This window comes from Candidatus Rhabdochlamydia oedothoracis, from assembly GCF_019453995.1.
In the GTDB taxonomy this organism is placed as follows: domain Bacteria; phylum Chlamydiota; class Chlamydiia; order Chlamydiales; family Rhabdochlamydiaceae; genus Rhabdochlamydia; species Rhabdochlamydia oedothoracis.
In genome coordinates, this window is record NZ_CP075587.1 from 1,609,945 (window position 1) to 1,631,513 (window position 21,569).

Sequence of the window (21,569 nt, forward strand, 5' to 3'; positions counted from 1 at the left end):
AGATGTAAGATCTATAACTCAATCAATGAGAAAAATTCAATGAATTTAGTGTTTGAAAAGTCTTTTTTCTAATGCATTTCAGTATATCGCTTGGATAAGAGCGGGTCATAACTACCTCCAAAGGTTTTATGAAAACTATCATTATACCTTAATGAAAAGATTTTAAACAGGCTCTAAGATGTTCCACAAGCATTCAATAGGATTCAAATTCGGCGAATAAGGAGGGAGATAGTGCACTTTAATCCTAGAAGACATCAGAAACTCTTCTAGTTTCTTATTTTTGTTTGATCTCGCATTATCCAAAATCACATGAATAATTCGAGCCTCTGTCTGTTTTTCTAGCTTCTTGAAAAAATCGAGCATTGCATCGGCATCAACTGTCTTATATTCCTCTGTAACAATCTTCATTCCTGTCAGGCAAAGAGCTCCAGCAAAATGCAATCGCAATTGTTTCCCGGATGTCTGCAAAGTCTTTTGAACGCCTTTTTTGATCCATCCACATACGGCTTGGGACTGATGTTCAGGATGCACAGCATCTATGAAATAGATCTCTTCATCAGGGTTTAAGGTCTCCTTTAAAGCCCTATATTGTTCTATGAAAATTCGTTGTTTTTCAGGATCTAATTTCCCAGGAATCTTTTTAGGACGTTTATAAACAAATCCGTGCTGTATGAGCCAATCTGTCATGCCACTTCGGGAATATTTTATCCCATATTGCTCATGCACATAAGCTATGATCCCTTTGACTTTAAGATAGGTCTTTTCCTGTAGGTGTTTTAGTAGAGACTCTGTTTGGTCTTGTGAAGGTTTTGATTTGCTACCGCCTCGAGGGCTACTTCCAGTTTTATTTTCGGAATCATATTCTCTGAGGTATTCCTGAACAGTGATAGGGCTTATCCGAAGTGCTTTAGCAAGATTTTTTGTTGAGATACCCTCATCATAGCCCAAAATTACACAAAGCCTATTCCGTTCAGAATAGTCTTTTGGATGCTTTAACTTGTGTTCTAAGTCAGCTATCTGGCTAGGGGTCAGTTTTTTCATACTCAATAGCTTAACACAAAACAAAATATTTTTCTATCCGATTGAATCGGAACCACTATATGCTACCAGGGATGTTCCCTCTTCCAGAAGTTCCCTTTCTCTGCTTGTTATATTTTTTCCCTCGATGACGGAGCTCTCTATAAAGCTGTCCTCCCTGTCGTTTATCTTTCCAGATATGATTATAGGAGATGATCTCATGACTAACATGTTCTTTACCATGTCTTTTAAGCCATCCGGATATTTGTATAGGGCTCCATTGCAACTTGATTTTTTCTTCAATAGGGGTAATTATTTGAGGAGTCATTTTTTTATTGGGCTGAGAATTTTTTCTAAGAAATGCTTTTTCTTGAGCTTGCTGATGACGGTATCCTCGTTGCCCTTTATTTCTCTTAAGTTCCCTACTAATAGTGCTATGATGAACTTTTAGAATGGTTGCTATTGAGCTAGATGTATCTCCTCTAGCTTGTAAAATATAAATCTGACATCTTTGGTCATAGGTTAGGTGATGGTAGCCTTTGGGCAAGGTCTCTACTTGTGTTTGATTGTTAAAAATCACAATAGAGATTCTTTCATCGCCTGCCTATTCTTTTTTTTAATTCTTCTGTGCACTTCAAACTTGAAAAGACTTATTCAAATAAGCTATCCACAGCTTCTTCTTTTATTTTAAACTTACAAAAGTTAGCATGCTCTGTTTTTAAGCTGTGAAAAAAGCTCTCTACAACAGCATTATCGTAAGAGTTTCCTTTGCTGCTCATACTTAAAATAATTTCATGTTGATCGGTTTTTCTCTTGAAATCTTCACTTGTATATTGAGAACCACGATCAGATTTTCTTGAAAACAGATCTAGCACAACTGCTAAATATAGCCATCCTTCACGAGTAGCTATATAACTGATATCTGACACCCAAGTTTGATTCGGAGCGCCTACTGTAAAGTTTTGATTTACCTAGTTAGGAATTATTTCTTTATGCATTTTAGCTACAGCTGTCTTTCTCCATACCTTATATGTTTTAGCTTGTATCCCCTATGCTCTCATGATTTTTGCTATTCTTCTACGAGAACAAATCACACCCTCTTTTTTTAGTTCGGCGTGAATTCTTGGGCTACCATAGATGGATCGACTACGCTCATGAATGCTTTTAATTTAGATATTCTGCGGTTTCCCTAGCTCTTTTACCGGGCTTTCTATGAAGAAAGCAATAAAAATTGCTTCTAGACACCTCTAAAAGTTTTGCCATCTTATCCGGTTTTTTGGTTTCGTATGATAGCCTCTTTTCCTTGAGAAGAAGCCTGTATACCCTGTTGTCCGATGTTATTAAATGAGTTTAAAATCTGCATAAACCCTTGGACAGCAGTTGTTTCCTGCTGTGAGGTACCGGAAGTTAACTGTTCACAAGCCTGGACGGATTGACCCCATTCGCCCAAGTAATCGGTATTAGTATCACCAGAGCCTGGGTGATTTTTATCGTAGAAGTTCTTAGCTAGAGCATAAATAGCTCCACAAAGGTTATTCGCTAAATCTTTACCATTTAGAGGAAAGTCTGTATTTCCATCCCATTTTTTAAGCAATTCATCAAAAGGATCTAATTTTCCTTTATCACCAGAGGGTGTAGGAATAGAAGAATTTAGATCTTTAAGCCAGTTACCCACCATATCAGCTACAGCTTTCAGTTTAGGATCCGAGCTTCCTGCTAGTGTTTTTTGGTCTTTACAAAGCTTTTCATAGGTGTCTTTTAACTGCTTTAGTAAGGATTTATCAAACTTTTTCCATTCATCGGGAGAAAGGTTTTTCTTAGAACCAAGCTCAGCTTCGATTTTACTAAGAATTCTTTGAAGGTTGATCAAGTCATCTTGCACATCACTAAGCTCATTAGTTTCTTCTGTAATTTTTATAATATCTAAAGAACAAATGTCCATCGCTCCATTTCCAGAGTCATTAGTCATAATCGCTAAAACAATCAATTCAAGCGTAGCGCCGCTTGCAATCATATCTTTAATACGATCTGCTAAAGATTCGGTGGGTAGAGTTGGGTCATCTTGAAGCCAATCCACCTGTTTATGGTGATGCTGCATATCATCGCTAATACCCTGTAGTAATTGTTGATTAAGTAATATATTTGACATACTTTCCTCTTATTATACTTTTATAATCTATCTATCTCTTCTAATATCTATTTAATCATAAAAACGTTAAGTAATTATTAAAAATATAATAATATTTGATTTAAATTCTGATAATAAAAGACTTAAGGGATCATTTTTATTTTTAAGAAAAATGAGCCGATGAGAAAATTCCTCAAAAAGACATAAGTTATTAAAGATAAAATTGTTATGTAAGTAACTGATGTAAGGTTAGTTAACTGCGCATCCAATTGGATTTTTTGATTTTTTTATTGGGATCGTGGGGTTTTTTCTCTATTTGGGGGTTGGAAAGCTGCTCTAGAGCTTTGGCTAGATCCTCCCCTGCATGAAAAATTTTCTCTCTAGATTCTTGAATAGACGTCCATTGCTCGGGTGAAAAGTTGGTGGGATTTTCCGCAAAAGCAACAAGCTGCTCTTCTGTCATTTCTGAAGTTTCACAGATGAGCTTGGTATCTTTGATCATATGCTGATAAATTTCCATTAACATGGTCATGGCTTCTTGTCTTCTTTGTGGATCTTTCTCTTTTAATTCCACTTTTAGTCGTTCAAAAAACTGTAGGGATTGAGAAAACACTTGCTGTAAATCTATCGATTGCCCTTCTGCAGCACGACGAAATAAGTCGCTAAGCTGTTGACATTCTTCCTTTAAACTCATGAGAATCCTCTTTATTCAATTTAATTATACTATAATTTAATTATTGATTAATTTATTTATTAATACAAATAAGACTTCGCTTTCTTCTCCCTTAAAAAAAACGATTTACTTTTATCTATAGAGCGGTTTAAACGTTATATAGAACGGAGATTTACATGTTAGAAGAATGTCTTATACAATTGGTCGAAAACCTTGCTTTGGAAGATGCCTTATCCAAAGAAAATAAGCTCTATCTATTAAAATTACATAAAGAACTAATTATTGCTTTTCGAGAATTAGATCCGGGGTGTACCTTCTTTGCGACAATTGGAATGTGTCCTTTAAATAAACGAGAAGAGCTATTTATATATCTCATGAAAGCGAATTTATTAGGACAAGGAACCGGGGGCTCTGTCATTGGCTTAGATCGAGATGAGAAGTTCTTGACACTGTGTCTGGTTTTACCGTATGACATGAAATACAAAGTATTTAAGGATACTCTAGAGGACTTCACAAATTATCTCGATTTTTGGAAAAATGAGCTCTCTTGTTATCAATAAAAAAAACATAAGTTCGATAAAGATAAAATAAATATGGCTGGATATTTAATTGGAGAAGAGGGCCCTCTAACAGGGTGTGTTGCACGATTTGAAGAGGAAGAGGAATGGATCTTAGGAAGAGACCCTGAAGTAGCTTCCATTGTTTTAGAAGATCCTCTTGTCTCACGTAGACACGTGATTTGTAGATATACAGAAGAGGGTTATTTATTAGAAAACATCAGCACAACTAACCCTGCGCTATATAACGGACAGATTCTTATAGAACCTGTTTTATTAAAGGAAGGAGACTTAATTAAGATTGGTAGTAGTGTCTTTAGATTTTCTCATTCCTATCCAGATTTAGAAACAGAAACTTTACAAGACGATACCGATCTAGAAAGTGTAAGAATAGGATCTGGAGCATTGGGTCGTTTTATTATTAAAGTGACAAATGGACCAAATGCCGGTGCCGAGTTTTCTATGCATAAAGGATCTTCCTATGTCCTAGGAAAAGATCCCAACTTATGTGATATTGCTTTTCAAGACTTAAGCGTTTCTAGACAGCATGCGCGCATTAGCATTGATGATAACCATCAAGTATTTATTGAAGATTTAAGTAGTCGTAACGGCGTATTAGTTAACGGAATAGCTATTGCCAGTAAACACCTTCTTTCCTCAGAAGACCTCATTTCACTAGGAACCACCTCCTTTTTGCTGATCGATCGAGAACAGATACAAGAAACCATTTTTTCTCCTCTTCCACTTGCAACGAGTACCAAAACAGAAGAGTTAAAACAGGAAGAGAACCCTGCATCTGCTGATTGGAGAGAAATGATTATCCCTAAAAAGCATTTAATCATAGCATCTGCTTTTGGGGTGCTTGTTTTAGCTGGTATTACCAGCATGATTACACTTTTTAAAACCGATAAGATTGAAGTTGTCTCTCAAAAAGAAGAGCATACAATTCTGCAAGAGAATCTTAGCGCTTTCCCCTCTGTGCAATTCTCTTTTAATCCTCCTAATGGCAAGCTCTTTTTATTAGGACATGTAATAAGCTCCGTAGAAAAACAAGAGCTTCTATATAAGATTGAAAATCTTCCCTTTGTGCAGGGTATCGAAGATAATGTGATTGTCGATGAATTAATTTGGGAAAATACAAATGCCCTTTTATTAACCAACCCCAACTGGGTTGGTGTTTCTCTCTCTTCCATTGCACCTGGAAAGTTTGTGCTACGAGGCTATGTACATACATTAGAGCAGGCTCAAGCACTATCTGACTATTTGAATCTCAATTTTCCTTATTTAGATAGTTTGGAAAATCAAATTGTTGTAGAAGCCAATTTACAAATGCAGGTCGAAAGCACCTTGATTGAAAAAGGATTTAGTTCGGTTACCTATCAGCTTAGCAATGGAGAACTTGTATTAGCAGGTAGAGTGGATCAAAAGAAAGCGCATACTTTCAATGCAGTTATTGATCAATTTTATACAGTACCAGGAATTCGTCTGATTAAAAACTTTGTGATTTATACAAAATCGGATACTTCGAGGATTGATCTATCTACAAAATACCAAATCACTGGTTATTCTAAAAAAGATGATCAAAATATGTTTGTTGTAATTAATGGAAAAATCCTCACTATTGAGGATGTAATAGATGGAATGAAGATTACAGAAATCTTATCCAAGATGGTATTGCTTGAAAAAGATGGCGTAAAATTTAGAATTAATTACAATCTGCAATAAGACTATAAGTATTTTTCATTCGCGCATCAATGAGGAGCTAAAATTATGTTTGGTTTGGAAAAAAAAGATAAACCGCTATTTGAATTTGATCTCGAAAAAGAATTAAAAAAAGAACCTGGAAAAGCAAAAGAATTACTCAAAAAAACAGATGAAGCTATTCAAGAAATCAAATCAAAATTAAGACAAGGCACCGAAAGCGAAGACTTTGAAAACTATGGTAAGCTATTGCATGCTTACGCTGCTTTGCAACGAGTATTAACTAGAATTGCTAACAAAAAATAAAATAAGGATGAAAAATGCCACAAGGATCGAATTGGGCGACCATTACATTTAGCACATTGATCAAGCAATACGCTAAATTACAGAGTACTGTAATTAGTCAAGTTCGGGCTGTTGCAAGTTCTATTTCGCATGCAACCCCAGGAAAATTCCTACTTCTGCAATTTTCCATGAGCCAAGTTACTCAGATTGGCGAATCAATTTCTAACTTGATCTCTCAAGTACAAGCAACGATTAATAATATGGTGCGTAACCAAAAAACTTCTTAATGCTATCCATCATTTTGCAAAAAGGATTTTACAATGTCTCTTCAAAAATTTAAAGATCACTTTATCTTAATGGCAGAAGCCGGCTTCATTGCAATTAACCAAAGCGATGAAGATGCAGCTATTAAGTTATTTACAGCAGCAGAATTACTCGATCCTAATAATCCACTACCTCGTTTAGGGATGGGATATCTCAATCTCTGCCAACTTAAACTCAAACAAGCAGCGACCATTTTTGAAGAAATCTTAGCTAAAGAACCTTCGAATGAAATGGCTAAAACCCTGCTTGGTCTGACTCTGTCTTTAAATCCAACAGAACTTGCTAAAGGAGAAAAGACCCTAGAGGAATCCATTCAAAAAAATCAAGACCCCATGGTTAAAAGCCTAGCTAAAACCGCCCTTGATTTTGTGGAAAAGTTCATTAAGAAAGCCCCTTCTCCTATCGAAACCAAATCTCCCAAAAAGTAATTTTTTCCAGGTTGTGCTTCAAAAGCGTTTAGTGATGGACACAACCTCTTAGAGGTTTAGTCCCAAAGTATAATGGTGTATACTAAGAATATTTACTTAACATTTACTTTGTACAGGACAATTTTTTAGGAGCAGATAAAAAGAATAGCCCGCAAATATGACCAGAGATCTGGCATAATACTTCCAGAAAGTAATCTAAGAGGTATTATGAAACATAATTGCGAACTGAAAAATATTTTAGCAGAACATTTTGATGGGAACAACTCTAGGAAAAAAATGCATTTTAGGTATGTTTTGAGTAGGGTAGAAAAAATTGTCCTGTACAGAGCTCCTTGTGTTTGATTATTAAAAATCACAACAGAGATTCTTTCATCGCCTGCCTATTCTTTTTTTAATTATTCTGTGCACTTCAAACTTGAAAAGATATCTTATTTAAGAGTATAATAATTAAATTAATACCTAGGTTAGGTTATCTCTATGGGCAAGTCCTGTTACACTCTTTTGACCTATCTAAAGAGCAAATAGAAGATTTACAAAAATATATCTTGGATGTAACCACTGCGGTCAATTTCTAAGAAGATTATTGATTGGGCCATTTAATCCTAGCATTTTAAAGTAGAAATAAGAAGATATCCACTTGTTGAGATTTCCCATATATAATATTATTTAATAATAAATCTTTTTTTGTAAGATCCATATTTTATTCCTTATACTTAAGTTAGTAGATGAAAGTTTCATGACGAAAAACCTCTAATTGTGCTATTTGTTAAGATACGCGGTATACCTATGCCGAAGTTTGAAAAAGTTAAACAATACGGATCAGATTATGGCAGACCAAGACTTTCCTACTAAAGACTTAAGCAATGCAGAGCGCGTTTCACCAACTGTTAAAATCGGAGAGGATAATAAAACCCTTCCTACAGGGCAGCCCTTTTCTTCTCTTATGAAAACAGGTGAGTCTCCTCTTGCCAATAACGGAAAAACTCCGATGATTTCTCCTTTTGATTTGATGGAATCAGGACATTCCCCTATCACACAAGCTGCTACGACAGATAATTTGCTAGCTCAAGTTAAACATGCACAGAGCACCTTAGGAGATATCTCCAATCAACTAAATACACCAAAACTTAAATTGCGCTCTTCCGATAAATATCTCTTAAAAAACAAGTTGAATAATACAACCGCTAATTTACGTGCGGTAAATGCTAAATTAGGGGCAAATGAGGAAAAACCAGAAAAAGAAACTCCTTCTACTAAATTTCAAGGTCCATTGGGCAGATTTATGAATTATCTGGCCGACGGCCAACAACAACTAGTATCTGCTCAAAAGCAACTGCAATCGCTTAAAGCAAAAGGAGATAGTCTCTCTCCTGCTGATTTTTTACTGATTCAGGTAAAATTAAATAAAGCTCAACAGGAATTAGATTTTACCTCTGTATTGCTTTCAAATGCTGTTTCTGGGTTTAAAACGCTGATGCAAGTACAGCTATAAGGACATATGAAACCAACGCCTGATTTTGATCAACTAGTCTCCCATCTTGATGAGTTAGAACTTACAACAGTACACGGAAGAATTACTGAAGTCGTGGGGATGCTGATTAAAGCAATCGTTCCCCAGGTAAAAATGGGCGAAGTTGTTCTTATTAAACGAGAAGAAGCCCCTTTAATGGCAGAGGTTGTGGGTTTTACTCGAGAAGAGGTCTACTTATCTCCTCTTGGAGAGATGCATGGAATAGGCTCTTCCTCAGAGGTGATCCCTTTGCGAATGTCTTTGCATATTAAAGTAGGAGAAGAGCTTCTCGGACGTGTAGTTGATGGTTTAGGCAATCCTTTAGATCTCGAACAAAAAGGCCCTCTTCACTTAACAGAAAGCTATTCGGTAATCAATCCCCCTCCTGATCCTCTCAAACGAAAAGTTATTACCGAACCGATCTCTTTGGGTATTCGTTGTATTGACGGTCTACTTACTTGTGGAGAAGGACAAAGAATGGGAATCTTTGCTGCTGCAGGGGGAGGAAAATCCACCCTTTTGGGTATGATTGCCCGCAATGCGAGAGCTGATATCAACGTTATTTGCCTAATTGGAGAAAGAGGAAGAGAGGTACGCGAATTTTTAGAAAACGATTTAGGCGCAGAAGGAATGAAAAGATCGGTTGTTGTGGTTTCTACATCCAACCAAGCAGCGCAATTGCGCATCAATGCAGCCTATATGGGAACAGCGATTGCAGAGTATTTTCGGGATCAAGGGAAAAAAGTGATCCTGATGATGGATTCAGTAACTCGTTTTGCAAGAGCTTTAAGAGAAGTAGGCCTTGCAGCAGGAGAGCCTCCAGCAAGAGCTGGTTTTACTCCTTCTGTTTTTGCAACACTCCCCCGCTTATTAGAACGCTCGGGCAATTCTGACAAAGGCTCCATTACAGCTTTTTATACTATTCTAGTAGCAGGAGACGATTTAAATGAACCTGTCTCTGACGAAGTGCGCTCTATTCTCGATGGGCATATTATTCTCTCTAGAGAACTTGCACGTCAATATCACTACCCAGCCATTGATGTTCTTGATTCGGTTAGTCGAATTATTTCACACATTGTCGATAAAGAGCACTTGCAGCTCATTGGCAAAGTTCGTGAAGTGTTAGCTAATTACAAAAAAAATGAACTGCTCATCCGCATTGGAGAGTATAAGCCAGGCTCCGATAAAGGAGCTGATTTTGCTATTAAATACATCGATAAGGTAAATCGTTTTTTACGCCAAGCAGTTGATGAAGCGTGTAGTTTCGAAGAAACTCTGCAACAACTCAAAATGCTTTTTAGATAGATATGCCAAGTTATCCCCTTAAACAATTAGCTGAGATTAAACAAAAAAATCTCGAAACAGCAGAAGTTAATTTGCGAGATAAAAAACGCATTCTTGAACAAGAACAAACAAGTTTGACCAAAAAAGAAAAAGAACGAGATGTGGTAAAAGAACATCGTATTGATAAGCTTCAGCAATTACGCGATCATATGGATGAAGGAGCAGTTCCTCATAAAGTAGAGCAGATGAAGCAATATTTAAGACTCGTTGATGAAAAGCTAGCTGTTAAACAGCAAACTGTCGTAGAACAAAAAAAAAAAGTAACACTCGCTGAAGAAGAAGTGGATAAAGCGCGCAAAGAGCTTATAGAATGCCAACAAGATGTAGAAAAAATGCGCTTACATCACAAAGAGTGGGGGCGCGAAATGCACCTTATTGAAGAACAAAAAGAAGGCGTTGAAATGGATGAAATAGGCTCTGCTGGTCATGAGCGTAAAAAAACAGCCGCTTCTCGTCAAAAGCATAAGAAAAAGAAGTCTCGCTAAAATGCTGGACAACCTAGATAAAAATCAAGTATGAGATGATAAAAGAGAGGTTTCTATGAGTGAAGTTGGCAAAATTCCTAACCCTCTTAATCCTGCTAATGATCCTAAAAAAGATAAGCATCGTCTAGGATCTAATCAATTCAGAGAAAAATTTGATTACAGAAAAAAAGAAGAAACCTCTTCAGGAAGCAATAGACAGCGCTATTCACCAGATGAAGAAGAGCAAACAGCTAAAACACCCACTCGCGATTCCATTTTTAAGAGTTCTAGTACTGGAAAAAGTTCTTTCCGAACAAAAAAAAATGTAGGAGCATCTCATAAAAAAGTAGCTTTATCCTCTGAAAAAGAAATACAAAAGAAGTCTATAGAGGAAACCTCTGTTGAAAAAAAGGTAGAAGAAAAGCAAATAGAGGAAAAAAGCATTAAAAAAAAAGAGGTTATTTTAGCAAATCCTAAGCCAGAAGCCCCACCACCTAAAGCTTCTCCTTCAAAACACATCTCTCCAATTGCAAAACCTAAGGGGAAAAAAAAAGAAGAGGTCCCTGCTTCTTTTGAACCTTTAGCAAATATACAACCCCATCAACCTAGCTATCAACCTTCTGTATTGCCAACGGGATCTGCTTTTACCTCTTATCAAATAAGTCAATTGTTTGACAGAATGGCAGGTGTGATGACGATTATGGAGCTTTCTGGAACAACAGAAACAGAGCTTACTCTTTCAGGAGAAGAATTTGCTTCTTCTGTTTTTTATGGAGCTCGTATTACAATTACCGAGTATGGTACGGCTCCCAAAGCCTTTAACGTTCAGCTATCTGCTAATCCAGAAGCAGTAGCCTTATTTCAAGGAAATATGTCTAATTTACTCGCAAACTTTGCAAGCGGTAATTATGCTTTTCGCATTCATCGTTTGGAAACAAACATAGAAGAGGGCCCTCTTTTTAAACGCAAAGAATCCTTTGGGGGCGATCAACAACCAACGCAAGGAGATTCTTAAATGACCATATCGTCAAAATTACCCGACTCTTTAAAAAAACAAGAGAGAGGGAAACAAACACCTAAGGATTCTTTCAGCAAACTTTTAGGTGAAAAACAGAAAAAACTTTTAAAAAACGAAGATGCGAATCTTCCAGAAAATCCCATTTGGGCACCTAACCTCTTACTTTCTCCTGAAAAAAAACCTGATTTATCTACCATTTTATCGACAAAAATCTCTGAGGTTGAATTGAGTACCAATGCGCCTGTAACATCTCATTTTCCCATAGAAATAGAAGAACTTTGGGAAAAACTGGGCTCAGCTTGCATTCTTATGAATCATTCGCAAGATAAGGAAACCACTTTTATTCTGGACACAAATACCCTTTTCTCTGGAATGCGCATTACCATAAAAGAATACTCAACAGCGCCTAAGATTTTTAATATTGAGCTAGCTCCTACCTCTAGCACTGCCTTATCCTTAATCGCTTCTCACGTACCTCAGTTACTTAATCGATTTCGTCAAGAGTCCTTTGGTTTTTCTATTAATAACATTATTCCAGAACTGCAATCCTATGAAACAACTGCTCATCAAAAACAAGATGATGAGGATAGTCAATGAGCACAATGCCAATGCACTGGATTCATCAGATCCACCATACCTTGCAAGAGATGCAGGAAGTTCCTTTATGGGGAAACCCTCCTAATATTCCTTGGGATCAATGTATACAAGAAATAGCTTCTCTTTTACAAACCCCTGAATTAAGTCTTGTGGAGGGAGATACTCAACTACTTCCAGAGGAAAAAGTACTATTAGGATTGGGCAATCATCCGATCGTAACAAGTATGCAATTAAGTCCCCTTGTAGGGCAATGCTTTTGGGTCATGGCACAAGAGGATATCACCTTTTTAATCTCACTTGCCCTCACAGAAAATCAGAACCAAAAAGCGATGAACTCTGCTTCTTTTCAAGAAGGTTTTTATAGATTTCTACTACTAGAAATCCTAAAAGCCCTTGATCCTTTAAAGCCTTTTTCCGATCTGTCTTTGAAAATGGGTTCTCTAACCACTATTCTTCCCAAAGAAAATTGTATTTGTATGGATATCGGGATTCATCACCCTAAAAAAGTAATATGGGGAAGAATCGTATGTCCTGTCAGTTTTCATCAGACTTTTAAAACCCATTTTGCAAATACAGCTTTTTCGATGTATGAGAGCAACCTTACAAAAGATATAGACTTAGCCGTATCTGCTCAAATCGGCTACACACAACTTACATTATCGCAATGGGAAAAAATCGCGGTCGGCGATTTTTTGATCTTGGATGTTTGCTCTTACTCTCCTCATACAGCAAAAGGAACAGCAACTCTTTTTTTAGAACAAACCCCTCTATTTATTGTAATTTGTAAGCCAACTAATTGCAAAATTATCGACTATGCCTATCAGGAGGAATCCATGGATGAAGATTTTGAAGAAGAAAATATAAATCAAGAAGAAGAGACAACACAAGAACTAGAAGAGCCATTAATCCCCGTACCCGATGCTCTCTTGACTATTCATGTAGAAATAGCAAGAATGCGGATGAACCTAAAAAAACTCACACAGCTTAAACCCGGCAATGTAATCGAATTAGCGGCAAGACCTGAACAAGGAGTAAAATTAACCTTAAATGGGAAAGCTGTGGCCAAAGGAGAGCTTATTCAACTCGGCGATGTACTTGGAGTTAAAATTCTGCAGATGGGAGAGTAATATTTTCAAATATGGTAGAGTATTCTTTCTACAAACAAAATACGCTCCCTGATCTGGTAGGAAAAGAAGATATCCCTCTGCCTGAAAAAATCGGCCCTTATAAAATAGAGAGTCTTTTGAATAAAGGAGGAATGAGCCTTCTCTATTTAGGTTTAGATCCTAAAACCAAAAAACCTTTAGCTATTAAGGTCTTATCCCCTAACCATATTAATCATCCTGAAGCTGTTGAGCATTTCTTAAGAGAAGCTAAAGCAATCTCTGTGTCTAATCACCCCAATATTGTAAAACTCTACGGGGAAGGAAGCTGGGAAAAAGGGCTTTACATTGCTATGGAGCTAATCAACGGCGTTTCGCTTAGACAATTTATCGTACAGCATTCTTTATCTATACGCAGAGTTTTAGATATCTCTTTACAAGTAGCCTATGCTCTTCAACATTTACACTCCCTTCGGATTATTCACAGAGATGTAAAGCCGGAAAATATTTTAATTACAGAAGGCGGTGAAGTAAAACTTATTGATTTTGGAATCGCGCAATTACAAGATGAGCAAGATCAATTCGCACTACCCTCTTATTTTATCGGTACACCGAATTACATGAGCCCTGAACAAAAAGAGAACCCCTCTCATTTAAGTTTTGCCTCCGATGTGTATTCTTTAGGCATCATCTTATATGAACTCATTTCTGGAAAACTCAGTTATGGCGCTATTAATCTTACCTCTATTCCTAAAGGATTAAGGCATATCCTCGTAAAAGCTCTAGCTATCTCGGTTAGTGAACGCTACCAAACCACTGAAGAGTTCATTCATGATGTCTCTTTCTATTTACAATCTAAAGAATTAGAAAAAGAGTATGCGGGCCCAGATCAAGTCAAGGAAGTCTATGAAGCCCTATACTCAGCATTTCAGCTAACATTGCCTAAGGTCCCTCCTTCCTGGTCTCATGCAGATATTGGTTTAGCCAAATGGCATGGGGTTCAATTTGGTCTTTATTACGATTTTATTCGTCTTCCTAACAATTGTCTTTGCATATTACTCGCCTCTTCTACTACAACAACAATGGAAACAACCATTTGCATGAGTAGCTTACAGGGGATGATTCATATGTATACACACCAATTAAACTTAAGTAAAATTGATGAACTAACCTCTAGCTTAAACCAACTGCTTTGTAAACAAGCCTGCCCAATTATTTTTAACGCGCTTGTTCTCGATCCTCTACAAGATAAGCTAAGCTGCATCTCTTGTGGATACGACAGTTTGATCCACATTTCTCAAGAGAGTTTTCATCCACGAACCATTGTAGCTAAAAACCCCGTATTGGGAACAAATCCCCAGTTAGAATTCTCTGAGACCATCGATAATTGGGATATTGGCGATACCCTTATTTTACACACCTTTGATGTCTCTGATAAAAATACAGAATTAGCCAACTTTGAAAAAATGTTTTTTGAAGAGATTAAAGAACATTTACTCTTTTCTGCACAAAGACAAGCAGAAACCGTTCTTCGATCGATTGTGCATGATCCCATAGCATCCAATGCTGTTTCTAAAGCATTAATTTGCATACAAAGAATTTCTTAAAAAAAACTTTTTAAAAAGGAAAGATCTATGAGTGTATTCATTACATCTATTTTAGAGTTATCTCAAAATTTTTTTAAATCAGACCCTTTAAAATTCAATCAATATTTTGCTATTACTCCCGATTATCAAAAATACTGCTTAGCCGCTAATCTACCTACTCGCTTTACCATAACGTTAGCCAAAGAAGCCATGCTTATTCACGATATTGCTATTCACTTGCTTGCAGGAGGATGTAAACTCACAACAGGCACAGTAAAGGGCATATGCGAAATTGCCTCTGGAATTCTTGGCTTAGAAACAGACCATCAAACATCTAGCAAACAAGCAGTTGTTCATATAGGTTTTGCATTTGTCTATACTGTAGACTTCTTTGTATCTATTACCAATATCAATAAGACATATCCTCAACATTTAATTGATAAAATAAAAAACGTTTTCATAAATTTTTTAGAAGTTTCGAATAAAGAAATTCCTATTAAATATATTGCTGATCCAGAAATAGAAAAAGCTCTTAAGAAAAAGCAAGCAGAAGCAGAAGAGAAAGAACTAGCTCTTCAAGAAGAGCAAAGGAAAGCAAAAGAACAAGAAAAACTTCTTAAAAAGACTCAACAAGAACTAAAAGACCTACGCGATAATGACTTTATTCCTGAAGAAGAGTTGGAAAAGATATCTCAAGAAGCAAAGAAAATTGCTGTAGATACCGCGACACATAAAAAAAAATCTATACAAGAAGAACCTACAACTATTACTACTTCCTATATTATTGATAATAAGAAACAATGTACTGATCTATACAAGCTAACTAGTGGGATTGAAAGCGATGATGATACTGATTCCTTAATCCAGAAAAAACCCAAAAACCCCGAACTTTTTTGGCTTGAAGATGAGCTAAGTAAGGATAAAAATGATACAGGAAAAGAGGAAGAAGATGGTCCATTTAAAAACGAATCAGTAATTCTTGAAACAAAAAAAGTAACGTCTCCAAAGAAGAAGAAAAACGCCTTTTCTACTAACAGTCCCCTTACAAAAAGTGCTTTTACTCGTCGTAAGGAATATGCTAAAAGCATAAAAAAACCTCCAAAAAAAACTTTAACAACTAAGTCCTAGAGCAAGTGATCTTTTATACTAGTTTGATTTCAAATTAAGAATTGCATAACTGGGTTTTTTTGAAAAAGCTACTCTAGCTTGCAAAAATGTTTATATATTTAACCTCTTAATTTGAATGTATATTAAAAAGGGAAATTTTATGAATATAGTTCAATCAATGACATCTTTTCTCATTTCAGACCCTATCGGTTTTAATCAAAGCCTTGGGAATCGATGTCAAACTTTTTGCTCAAAGAATCCCTTACCTAATATATTTTCTCGTCTTATTGTAGGTGTTATTATAAAAGATATTACCCGTATTTCTGATATTGCTATCCATATCATTGTAGGTTTGGCAAAATTAACTATCTGTTTAACAAAGCTGCTCTGTTCTATTCCAGCAAGGCTATGGGGATCTATTCCAAACTATGCAATAGGCAAAGAAGGCCTCTCTCATTTAGGTTTTGCTACGTTCTACTTAGCTGATATATTTATTTCTCTAACTAATATTATAGGTAATTATCCTAAAGATTTAATAGAAAGGGTAGAAAACTGTTTCTCTAGGTTTTTATCACCTAAAATAAACAATGCTAACAAAGAAGAAGTACATAAAACACAATTAGAAGAGTCACAAACAGCACCTTGTTCTGAATCTGAAGCAGATTTAGATGAATCAACTTTTACAGTACAAAAGACAGATACAGATTCGGATATATCTTTTGAAGAAGAGTCCTTTCAATCACAACAGGAAAACCCCTTATATCAAGGACTATTAGAATGTGGAACGGATCCAGAAAAAAGCAAAATATTGGCTACTAATTATCTTTCAAAGTACCCAAAAACCTTGCGCCATTCTACAAATTCGATACCTTCAGAGTATTAGATATTAGAGCTCTTTCAAAACTAGGAAATAAAAAAGCCCTTGTATAAAATAATGCCCTTAAAAATACGTAAGGGCATGATGAAATTTGAAAAAGCAAAAAGTTTAGACAACGAGAAATTCCGAAGATTAACCGGAGTAAAACGTAGCACATTTGATCAATGGGTAGAATACACCCTGATAAAACATCCCCTATTTGCACTGCCTGGACGTAAAGAGCTATTAAAAAGCGATATGGAATATGATGTTATTTTAATAGATGCCACAGAAACACCCATAGAGCGCCCTAAAAAAACAAAAACATTTTTACTCAGGGAAGAAGAAAAGGCACACCTTAAAGACGCAGCTTGTAATGAGCAAGGACACAAAAAAGATTATTTGTACCTTTTTTTCCAAAGGTAGAAGACATGATTTTAGGATATTTAAGGATTCTAAAATCAAGTTTCATTCCGAAATAAACCTTCTAACAGATGGAGGGTATCTAGGACTTAAAAAGCTTCATGCTAAAACCCAAATGCCTAAAAGAAGAAGCAAGAAAAATCCTTTAACAAAACAAGACAAAAAAAATAATCAATTCCTTTCCAAAGAACGTGTAATTAATGAAAATGCTATTGGTCTGCTTAAGCGATTCAAAATTTTAGCTGATCGTTATAGAAATAGACGAAAAAGGTTTGGTTTTCGGTTCAATCTAATTGCGGGCATTTATAATCTGGAGCTATGTTAATGGGTTTTGAAAGAGGTCTATTATTATTTAATAAAAATCATACATTATGTTTTACAATAAATACATGTTAGTAATAATGTTATTATTATAAAGCACATTTATTATATAAACATAAAAATACTAATTAAAAAAGAGTTTTAATATTAAACGCATTTTTTTCTTGTTTAGCTTAAAATAATAAAGCTCTGGCATTGAATCTTATATCTTGTACAGGCAAAAGACTATTTAAACAGAGGGGAATTTTTATGAGCGTATCTAATCCTGTTGACTCTAATCGAAACCTGGGAAATCATTTTCAAAACTTTTGCTCAAAGAGCTCTTCTCCTAATATATTATCTCGTCTTGTCGTGGGTATTGTTATAAAAGATATTGCTCGTATTTATGATATTGCTATTCATATAATTATAGGGTTAGGAAAATTAGCCCTCTGCGCCACAAAGATCCCTTATTCTATTCCAGCAAGATGGTTTGGATCTACTCCAAACTATGACATAGGCAAAGAAGGCTTTGTTCATTTAGTCTTTGCTGGGCACTACTTTGCAGATATGTTTATTTCTCTTACAAACATTATAAATAGATATCCTAAAGATAAAATGGAAAAGATAGAAAACCTTCTCTCTAAGCGTCTACTTACACTCAAAAAAGAGGTTGTTAACAAAGAAGAATTTCAAGATATCCTCTCTACAGAAAAAGCAAAATACTCCGTTAAACACCCTCCAAAAGTCGCTGAAGAAATGGCAAAAATCTCTTCCGAAAACCATCCTAAGTTATTCGGTATGTTATATGCAGAATACGTAAAAAACAATGAAAGCCAAAAAAAAATACAGCAAAAGGCAATAGCATATGCTAAAGGCTGTATTAGAATATATTCTATCATGTATCCAATTTTTTCAAAAGACCGTTCAGAAAAAGAAGCTAAAGAACAAGCATTGCTTTATGCTAAAACTTATGTTAATGCCTACTCCAAAAAATTCGCAAGACAGTCAAAAATACAATCAAAGAAAAAAGCTGAAGAACAAGCAGATCTACATGCTAAATATTTTACTAAGCTTTTTTTTTCAGAATATCAACGCTGCTTAGAAAATACACCTGAAACTGCTGAAGAACAAGCACTAGTCTTTGCCGAAAAAAACATCGAAATATTTTATAAAGTTTGTACTTTTTCGCCTGAATTCTCAGAAGAAGAAACTAAAGAAATAAAAGATATTCTTTTTAATGATTACCTTCATAAGATTTCTCAAGTAATAAAAAAAGGAATAAACCCAGAATTTTATTTTATACCATATGTTCGGAAATATGTAGAGTGCCTAAAAAATGGTAAGAAAAAAAAGGCTAAAAACATAGCGACTCGTCATGCCGAGCGACTTACTCAAGAAATAACACCTGAAATAGTAACCAAATTCAATAAAGCTAAGATGAACTCTGTCTTGCATAAGAAAAAAGATAAGGACAGCTTAAAATGAACCCTCCTACATTCCTACCCCCTAGGGCACTTTTTTGGAATTAGCTAAGCTTTTTTGTGCTATTATGTCTTTTTTGAACAAAGAGGTGCGGTATGGTAGAGGTTTCAGAAGGAGAAATTCAAACGACAGTAATGGATCATCATGGCTTAGTGGCTGCCATTTGTCAGGACTTAAAAATTGCTGAAAGGATTGACAATCGTCTGCCATCAGGTGCTTGTTTGGAGAAACGGCAATTCAAATCTATGGGCTAATTCCAAAAAAGTGCTCTAGGGCGGTGGGAATGTAGGAACCCTCATCTACAGCAAAAAGTTAAAGATTTCGAGAAAACGTCAATACGTCTAATAAGATAATCATACTTTTAATTAATAAGATACTACGAGGTCATTAATGAAATTTATAGGTGGCTACAATCCCTTATCTTGTGATAACTACATTAATGCTGGGAACTATTTCCAAAAACAGCTCTCAAACCATTCAAATCTGGTTGTACGTACAGCTTTTGTGTTTGCAAAAATTGTGGGAAGAGGGCGGGACGTGCTTATACATGCAGGTTTGGGATCTATTAAATTAATCGCTAGTACTGCAATGGCTATTTATTCCATTCCAGCTGCTGCATTTGATTCAATCCCAATACACCACAAAATTGCTAGACAAGCATGGCGACATTTTGGTTTTGTTTTGTTTTTTGTGGCAGATATTCCCCTCTCTTTGGCCAATATTTTGAAGATATATCCTAAACTTTTTTGTGAGAGAATCCAAGAAAAACTTAAAGTATCTCCTAGTATACTTACGTACGATCAAATTATAGATGATAAAAATACAGATGTCGGGATCTTAAATGAACGACAAAATATACAATTAAAACAAGAAAACAAGCAATTAAAAAATAAGAATAAGAAACTCTCTCAAGAGTATATAAATCTTCTTGAGACCAAACTACCACATGAAAACCATTTATTTGATAGTTTTCAATAGAAAAAGAAGAAGCTTTTGTAGTTAAAGCTAGGGCTTTTTAATGAAAAAGATTTAATAATTTTTTTAGTTTTTCTTTACTATAAATTGAATTTATTTTTCTGTCATAAACAGAACTTGATCTATCTAGGACAATCTGCGAGGTTAGTATGAGCTTTATAAATAAATGCAAGCCCTTATCTTGTGATAACTATATTAATGCTGGAAACTATTTCCAACAACAACTCTCAAACCATTCAAATCTGGTTGTACGCACAGCTTTTGTGTTTGCAAAAATTGTGGGAAGAGTGCAGGACTTGCTTATACATGCAGGTTTGGGATCTATTAAATTAATCTTTAGTACTGCAATGGCTATTTATTCCATTCCATCTGCTGCATTTGATATAATCCCAATACACCACAAAGTTGCTAAACAAGCATCAAGACATTTTGGTCTTGCCTTGTTTTTTATAGCAGATATTCCTCTTTCTTTAGCTAATATCTTGAAGAAATATCCTCAACATTTAGCTGATAAAATTCAAAAAAATCTTATAATAGAGAATATAATGGAAGAAATGGATATTGAATTTGATAAGACATACCCAACTGAAAAACAAATGATTATAAACAGTAAGTCTGAGAAAATACAACAATTACAAGAGGAATTGAGCCAAACAAGAGAAAACTATGACAATCTTTTACAGTCTTGTAAAGAACAGGTCCTTGAGCAAATAAAAAAAGAAGGACTCCAAGAATCTAAAGCCTCTTAATAATGACTATAACAAGAGCCTTATCCCCTTTATAATATTTGCAGTTATCAGGCACTTTGATCGATATCTGTTTTTCTTGGTAATCAAGATAGGGATGAGCAATGATTTCAGAAAAGCGAGGATCTATCAGCTTTGAATTAGGATCGCTTAAAAAACAGGAGAACCGGGACCCATTGCGCATATGAGAAGACAAACAGGGCTGAAGAAAAGAAAATAAACGATCGGAGGGCCCTTGAAAGCTAAAGGGTTGTTTTTCAGAAGGCTCGTTCAAATGTATGTTGTGGTTTTTTGTGAGTCTCTCAAATTGTTGCTTAGTGATTTGTTTATTGTTATAGAGTTGTTGTAGAAAAATAACCAGTTGATCTTCTGGCTCTGATGCAACTGTTTTTACAAAATCATCTAAATCTTGGTCGGAGTACTTTTGTGTAGATAAATTGGGGAATTGCTGATTAATTTCTTTAATGAGCAATTCTGCTTGTTTTACAATGTGGGAGGACTCTTGACTTTCTTTTTCTATGTTTTCTAAATACTGCTGGCTCTCTAAAGGGTAATCGTCAAAAAAAATACAATCGAATACCCCTAAATCTTTAAGAGCATTTTGCCAAGTATCTTCGATAATTGTGACATGGGGGTATTTTTTTGCGAAATCGCGCGCTTTTTGCGCGATTAAGGGATGATATTCAATGATCGTATGAGATTTAGGTTTATAGGATTGAATGTGAGTAGCGGAGTATCCCAGTCCAAAACCTATTTCTAAGACATCACCAAAAGGTTGTAATTCATCGATGCAGGTTTGCATATAAGGTTTTTCCCATTCCATCATTACCTGAAATGTATCTTCTTTTAATAAAATTTCTTTGCCGTTTTCATCGTGATCATAGCGCATTTTGCAAAAAATCATAAGTAATTCCTAGTTTATTAAGGCTTATTGCTTAAACA

Annotated in this window: 26 protein-coding genes and 1 pseudogene; 19 read left to right on the forward strand and 8 right to left on the reverse strand. The window is 35.5% G+C overall.

All coding sequences use genetic code 11. The features are described from left to right. Positions 1-162: 162 nt before the first annotated feature. From RHABOEDO_RS08910 to RHABOEDO_RS08935, 6 genes are all read right to left on the reverse strand, one after another. Positions 163-1,041 (reverse strand): IS630 family transposase, encoded by an 879-nt coding sequence (locus RHABOEDO_RS08910; protein WP_220017562.1) that lies wholly within the window; start codon positions 1,039-1,041, stop codon positions 163-165. Positions 1,042-1,096: 55 nt separating this feature from the next. Continuing rightward, the gene (locus RHABOEDO_RS08915) at positions 1,097-1,597 is read right to left on the reverse strand and encodes a helix-turn-helix domain-containing protein (protein ID WP_220017563.1); all 501 of its coding nucleotides are present in this window, start codon (positions 1,595-1,597) and stop codon (positions 1,097-1,099) included. A 70-nt stretch (positions 1,598-1,667) separates the two neighbouring features. After that, positions 1,668-1,946: a DDE-type integrase/transposase/recombinase gene (locus RHABOEDO_RS08920; protein ID WP_215216869.1), complete on the reverse strand. Its 279-nt coding sequence runs from the start codon at positions 1,944-1,946 to the stop codon at positions 1,668-1,670. 120 nt (positions 1,947-2,066) lie between these two features. Continuing rightward, a complete protein-coding gene (locus tag RHABOEDO_RS11610; RefSeq protein ID WP_215216886.1) occupies positions 2,067-2,186 on the reverse strand; it encodes an IS3 family transposase in 120 nt (39 codons plus the stop codon). Positions 2,187-2,281: 95 nt separating this feature from the next. Next, positions 2,282-3,166, reverse strand: coding sequence for a hypothetical protein (locus RHABOEDO_RS08930; RefSeq protein WP_215216870.1), 885 nt, complete (start codon positions 3,164-3,166; stop codon positions 2,282-2,284). Positions 3,167-3,398: 232 nt separating this feature from the next. Then, the gene (locus RHABOEDO_RS08935) at positions 3,399-3,839 is read right to left on the reverse strand and encodes a hypothetical protein (RefSeq protein WP_215216871.1); all 441 of its coding nucleotides are present in this window, start codon (positions 3,837-3,839) and stop codon (positions 3,399-3,401) included. A 155-nt stretch (positions 3,840-3,994) separates the two neighbouring features. Between RHABOEDO_RS08935 and RHABOEDO_RS08940 the strand changes: the two genes are divergently transcribed. Genes RHABOEDO_RS08940 through RHABOEDO_RS08960 form a run of 5 tightly spaced genes read left to right on the forward strand, consistent with a single transcriptional unit; the run spans position 3,995 to position 7,113 of the window. Beyond that, positions 3,995-4,378: a type III secretion system chaperone gene (locus RHABOEDO_RS08940; protein ID WP_215216872.1), complete on the forward strand. Its 384-nt coding sequence runs from the start codon at positions 3,995-3,997 to the stop codon at positions 4,376-4,378. Positions 4,379-4,411: 33 nt separating this feature from the next. Next, the gene (sctD, locus tag RHABOEDO_RS08945) at positions 4,412-6,100 is read left to right on the forward strand and encodes a type III secretion system inner membrane ring subunit SctD (protein WP_215216873.1); all 1,689 of its coding nucleotides are present in this window, start codon (positions 4,412-4,414) and stop codon (positions 6,098-6,100) included. A gap of 45 nt (positions 6,101-6,145) precedes the next feature. Continuing rightward, positions 6,146-6,382, forward strand: a complete 237-nt coding sequence (locus RHABOEDO_RS08950; protein ID WP_220017564.1) for a DUF5398 family protein — start codon at positions 6,146-6,148, stop codon at positions 6,380-6,382. A gap of 14 nt (positions 6,383-6,396) precedes the next feature. Beyond that, positions 6,397-6,648: a hypothetical protein gene (locus RHABOEDO_RS08955; protein ID WP_215216875.1), complete on the forward strand. Its 252-nt coding sequence runs from the start codon at positions 6,397-6,399 to the stop codon at positions 6,646-6,648. Positions 6,649-6,681: 33 nt separating this feature from the next. Then, complete coding sequence (locus RHABOEDO_RS08960; protein WP_215216876.1) at positions 6,682-7,113, forward strand: CdsG family type III secretion system protein; 432 nt, start codon at positions 6,682-6,684, stop codon at positions 7,111-7,113. Positions 7,114-7,238: 125 nt separating this feature from the next. On the opposite strand, the gene RHABOEDO_RS08965 is transcribed toward RHABOEDO_RS08960, so the two are convergent. Further along, positions 7,239-7,469, reverse strand: a complete 231-nt coding sequence (locus tag RHABOEDO_RS08965; RefSeq protein WP_220017565.1) for a hypothetical protein — start codon at positions 7,467-7,469, stop codon at positions 7,239-7,241. A gap of 470 nt (positions 7,470-7,939) precedes the next feature. On the opposite strand from RHABOEDO_RS08965, the gene RHABOEDO_RS08970 reads away from it, so the two are divergent. The 14 genes and pseudogenes from RHABOEDO_RS08970 (at position 7,940) to RHABOEDO_RS09035 (ending at position 20,630) form a co-directional block, all read left to right on the forward strand. Next, complete coding sequence (locus RHABOEDO_RS08970; protein WP_215216877.1) at positions 7,940-8,605, forward strand: hypothetical protein; 666 nt, start codon at positions 7,940-7,942, stop codon at positions 8,603-8,605. A 6-nt stretch (positions 8,606-8,611) separates the two neighbouring features. Then, positions 8,612-9,928, forward strand: a complete 1,317-nt coding sequence (gene sctN, locus RHABOEDO_RS08975) for a type III secretion system ATPase SctN (protein ID WP_215216878.1) — start codon at positions 8,612-8,614, stop codon at positions 9,926-9,928. A 2-nt stretch (positions 9,929-9,930) separates the two neighbouring features. Further along, positions 9,931-10,452: a flagellar FliJ family protein gene (locus RHABOEDO_RS08980; protein WP_215216879.1), complete on the forward strand. Its 522-nt coding sequence runs from the start codon at positions 9,931-9,933 to the stop codon at positions 10,450-10,452. A 55-nt stretch (positions 10,453-10,507) separates the two neighbouring features. Then, positions 10,508-11,446: a hypothetical protein gene (locus RHABOEDO_RS08985; RefSeq protein WP_215216880.1), complete on the forward strand. Its 939-nt coding sequence runs from the start codon at positions 10,508-10,510 to the stop codon at positions 11,444-11,446. Continuing rightward, positions 11,447-12,046 carry a hypothetical protein gene (locus RHABOEDO_RS08990; protein ID WP_215216881.1) on the forward strand — a complete coding sequence of 200 codons (600 nt, stop codon included), beginning with the start codon at positions 11,447-11,449 and terminating at the stop codon, positions 12,044-12,046. Beyond that, the gene (gene sctQ / locus RHABOEDO_RS08995) at positions 12,043-13,173 is read left to right on the forward strand and encodes a type III secretion system cytoplasmic ring protein SctQ (protein ID WP_215216882.1); all 1,131 of its coding nucleotides are present in this window, start codon (positions 12,043-12,045) and stop codon (positions 13,171-13,173) included. The genes RHABOEDO_RS08990 and sctQ overlap by 4 nt, the downstream gene beginning before the upstream one ends. A gap of 11 nt (positions 13,174-13,184) precedes the next feature. Continuing rightward, positions 13,185-14,756 carry a serine/threonine protein kinase gene (locus tag RHABOEDO_RS09000; protein ID WP_215216883.1) on the forward strand — a complete coding sequence of 524 codons (1,572 nt, stop codon included), beginning with the start codon at positions 13,185-13,187 and terminating at the stop codon, positions 14,754-14,756. A 27-nt stretch (positions 14,757-14,783) separates the two neighbouring features. Then, positions 14,784-15,863, forward strand: coding sequence for a hypothetical protein (locus RHABOEDO_RS09005; RefSeq protein WP_215216884.1), 1,080 nt, complete (start codon positions 14,784-14,786; stop codon positions 15,861-15,863). A 139-nt stretch (positions 15,864-16,002) separates the two neighbouring features. Continuing rightward, positions 16,003-16,725: a hypothetical protein gene (locus RHABOEDO_RS09010; protein ID WP_215216885.1), complete on the forward strand. Its 723-nt coding sequence runs from the start codon at positions 16,003-16,005 to the stop codon at positions 16,723-16,725. 78 nt (positions 16,726-16,803) lie between these two features. Beyond that, positions 16,804-17,446: pseudogene (locus RHABOEDO_RS09015) on the forward strand (IS5 family transposase). 245 nt (positions 17,447-17,691) lie between these two features. After that, positions 17,692-18,909: a hypothetical protein gene (locus RHABOEDO_RS09020; protein WP_220017566.1), complete on the forward strand. Its 1,218-nt coding sequence runs from the start codon at positions 17,692-17,694 to the stop codon at positions 18,907-18,909. Positions 18,910-19,001: 92 nt separating this feature from the next. Continuing rightward, the gene (locus RHABOEDO_RS09025) at positions 19,002-19,160 is read left to right on the forward strand and encodes a DUF4277 domain-containing protein (protein ID WP_215216483.1); all 159 of its coding nucleotides are present in this window, start codon (positions 19,002-19,004) and stop codon (positions 19,158-19,160) included. A 136-nt stretch (positions 19,161-19,296) separates the two neighbouring features. Next, positions 19,297-19,884 carry a hypothetical protein gene (locus tag RHABOEDO_RS09030; RefSeq protein WP_215216482.1) on the forward strand — a complete coding sequence of 196 codons (588 nt, stop codon included), beginning with the start codon at positions 19,297-19,299 and terminating at the stop codon, positions 19,882-19,884. A gap of 146 nt (positions 19,885-20,030) precedes the next feature. Beyond that, positions 20,031-20,630, forward strand: a complete 600-nt coding sequence (locus RHABOEDO_RS09035) for a hypothetical protein (RefSeq protein WP_215216481.1) — start codon at positions 20,031-20,033, stop codon at positions 20,628-20,630. Here RHABOEDO_RS09035 and RHABOEDO_RS09040 read toward each other — a convergent pair. Further along, positions 20,617-21,531 carry an O-methyltransferase gene (locus RHABOEDO_RS09040; RefSeq protein ID WP_215216480.1) on the reverse strand — a complete coding sequence of 305 codons (915 nt, stop codon included), beginning with the start codon at positions 21,529-21,531 and terminating at the stop codon, positions 20,617-20,619. The two genes, RHABOEDO_RS09035 and RHABOEDO_RS09040, sit on opposite strands and share 14 nt — an antisense overlap. Between the last annotated feature and the right edge of the window lie 38 nt (positions 21,532-21,569).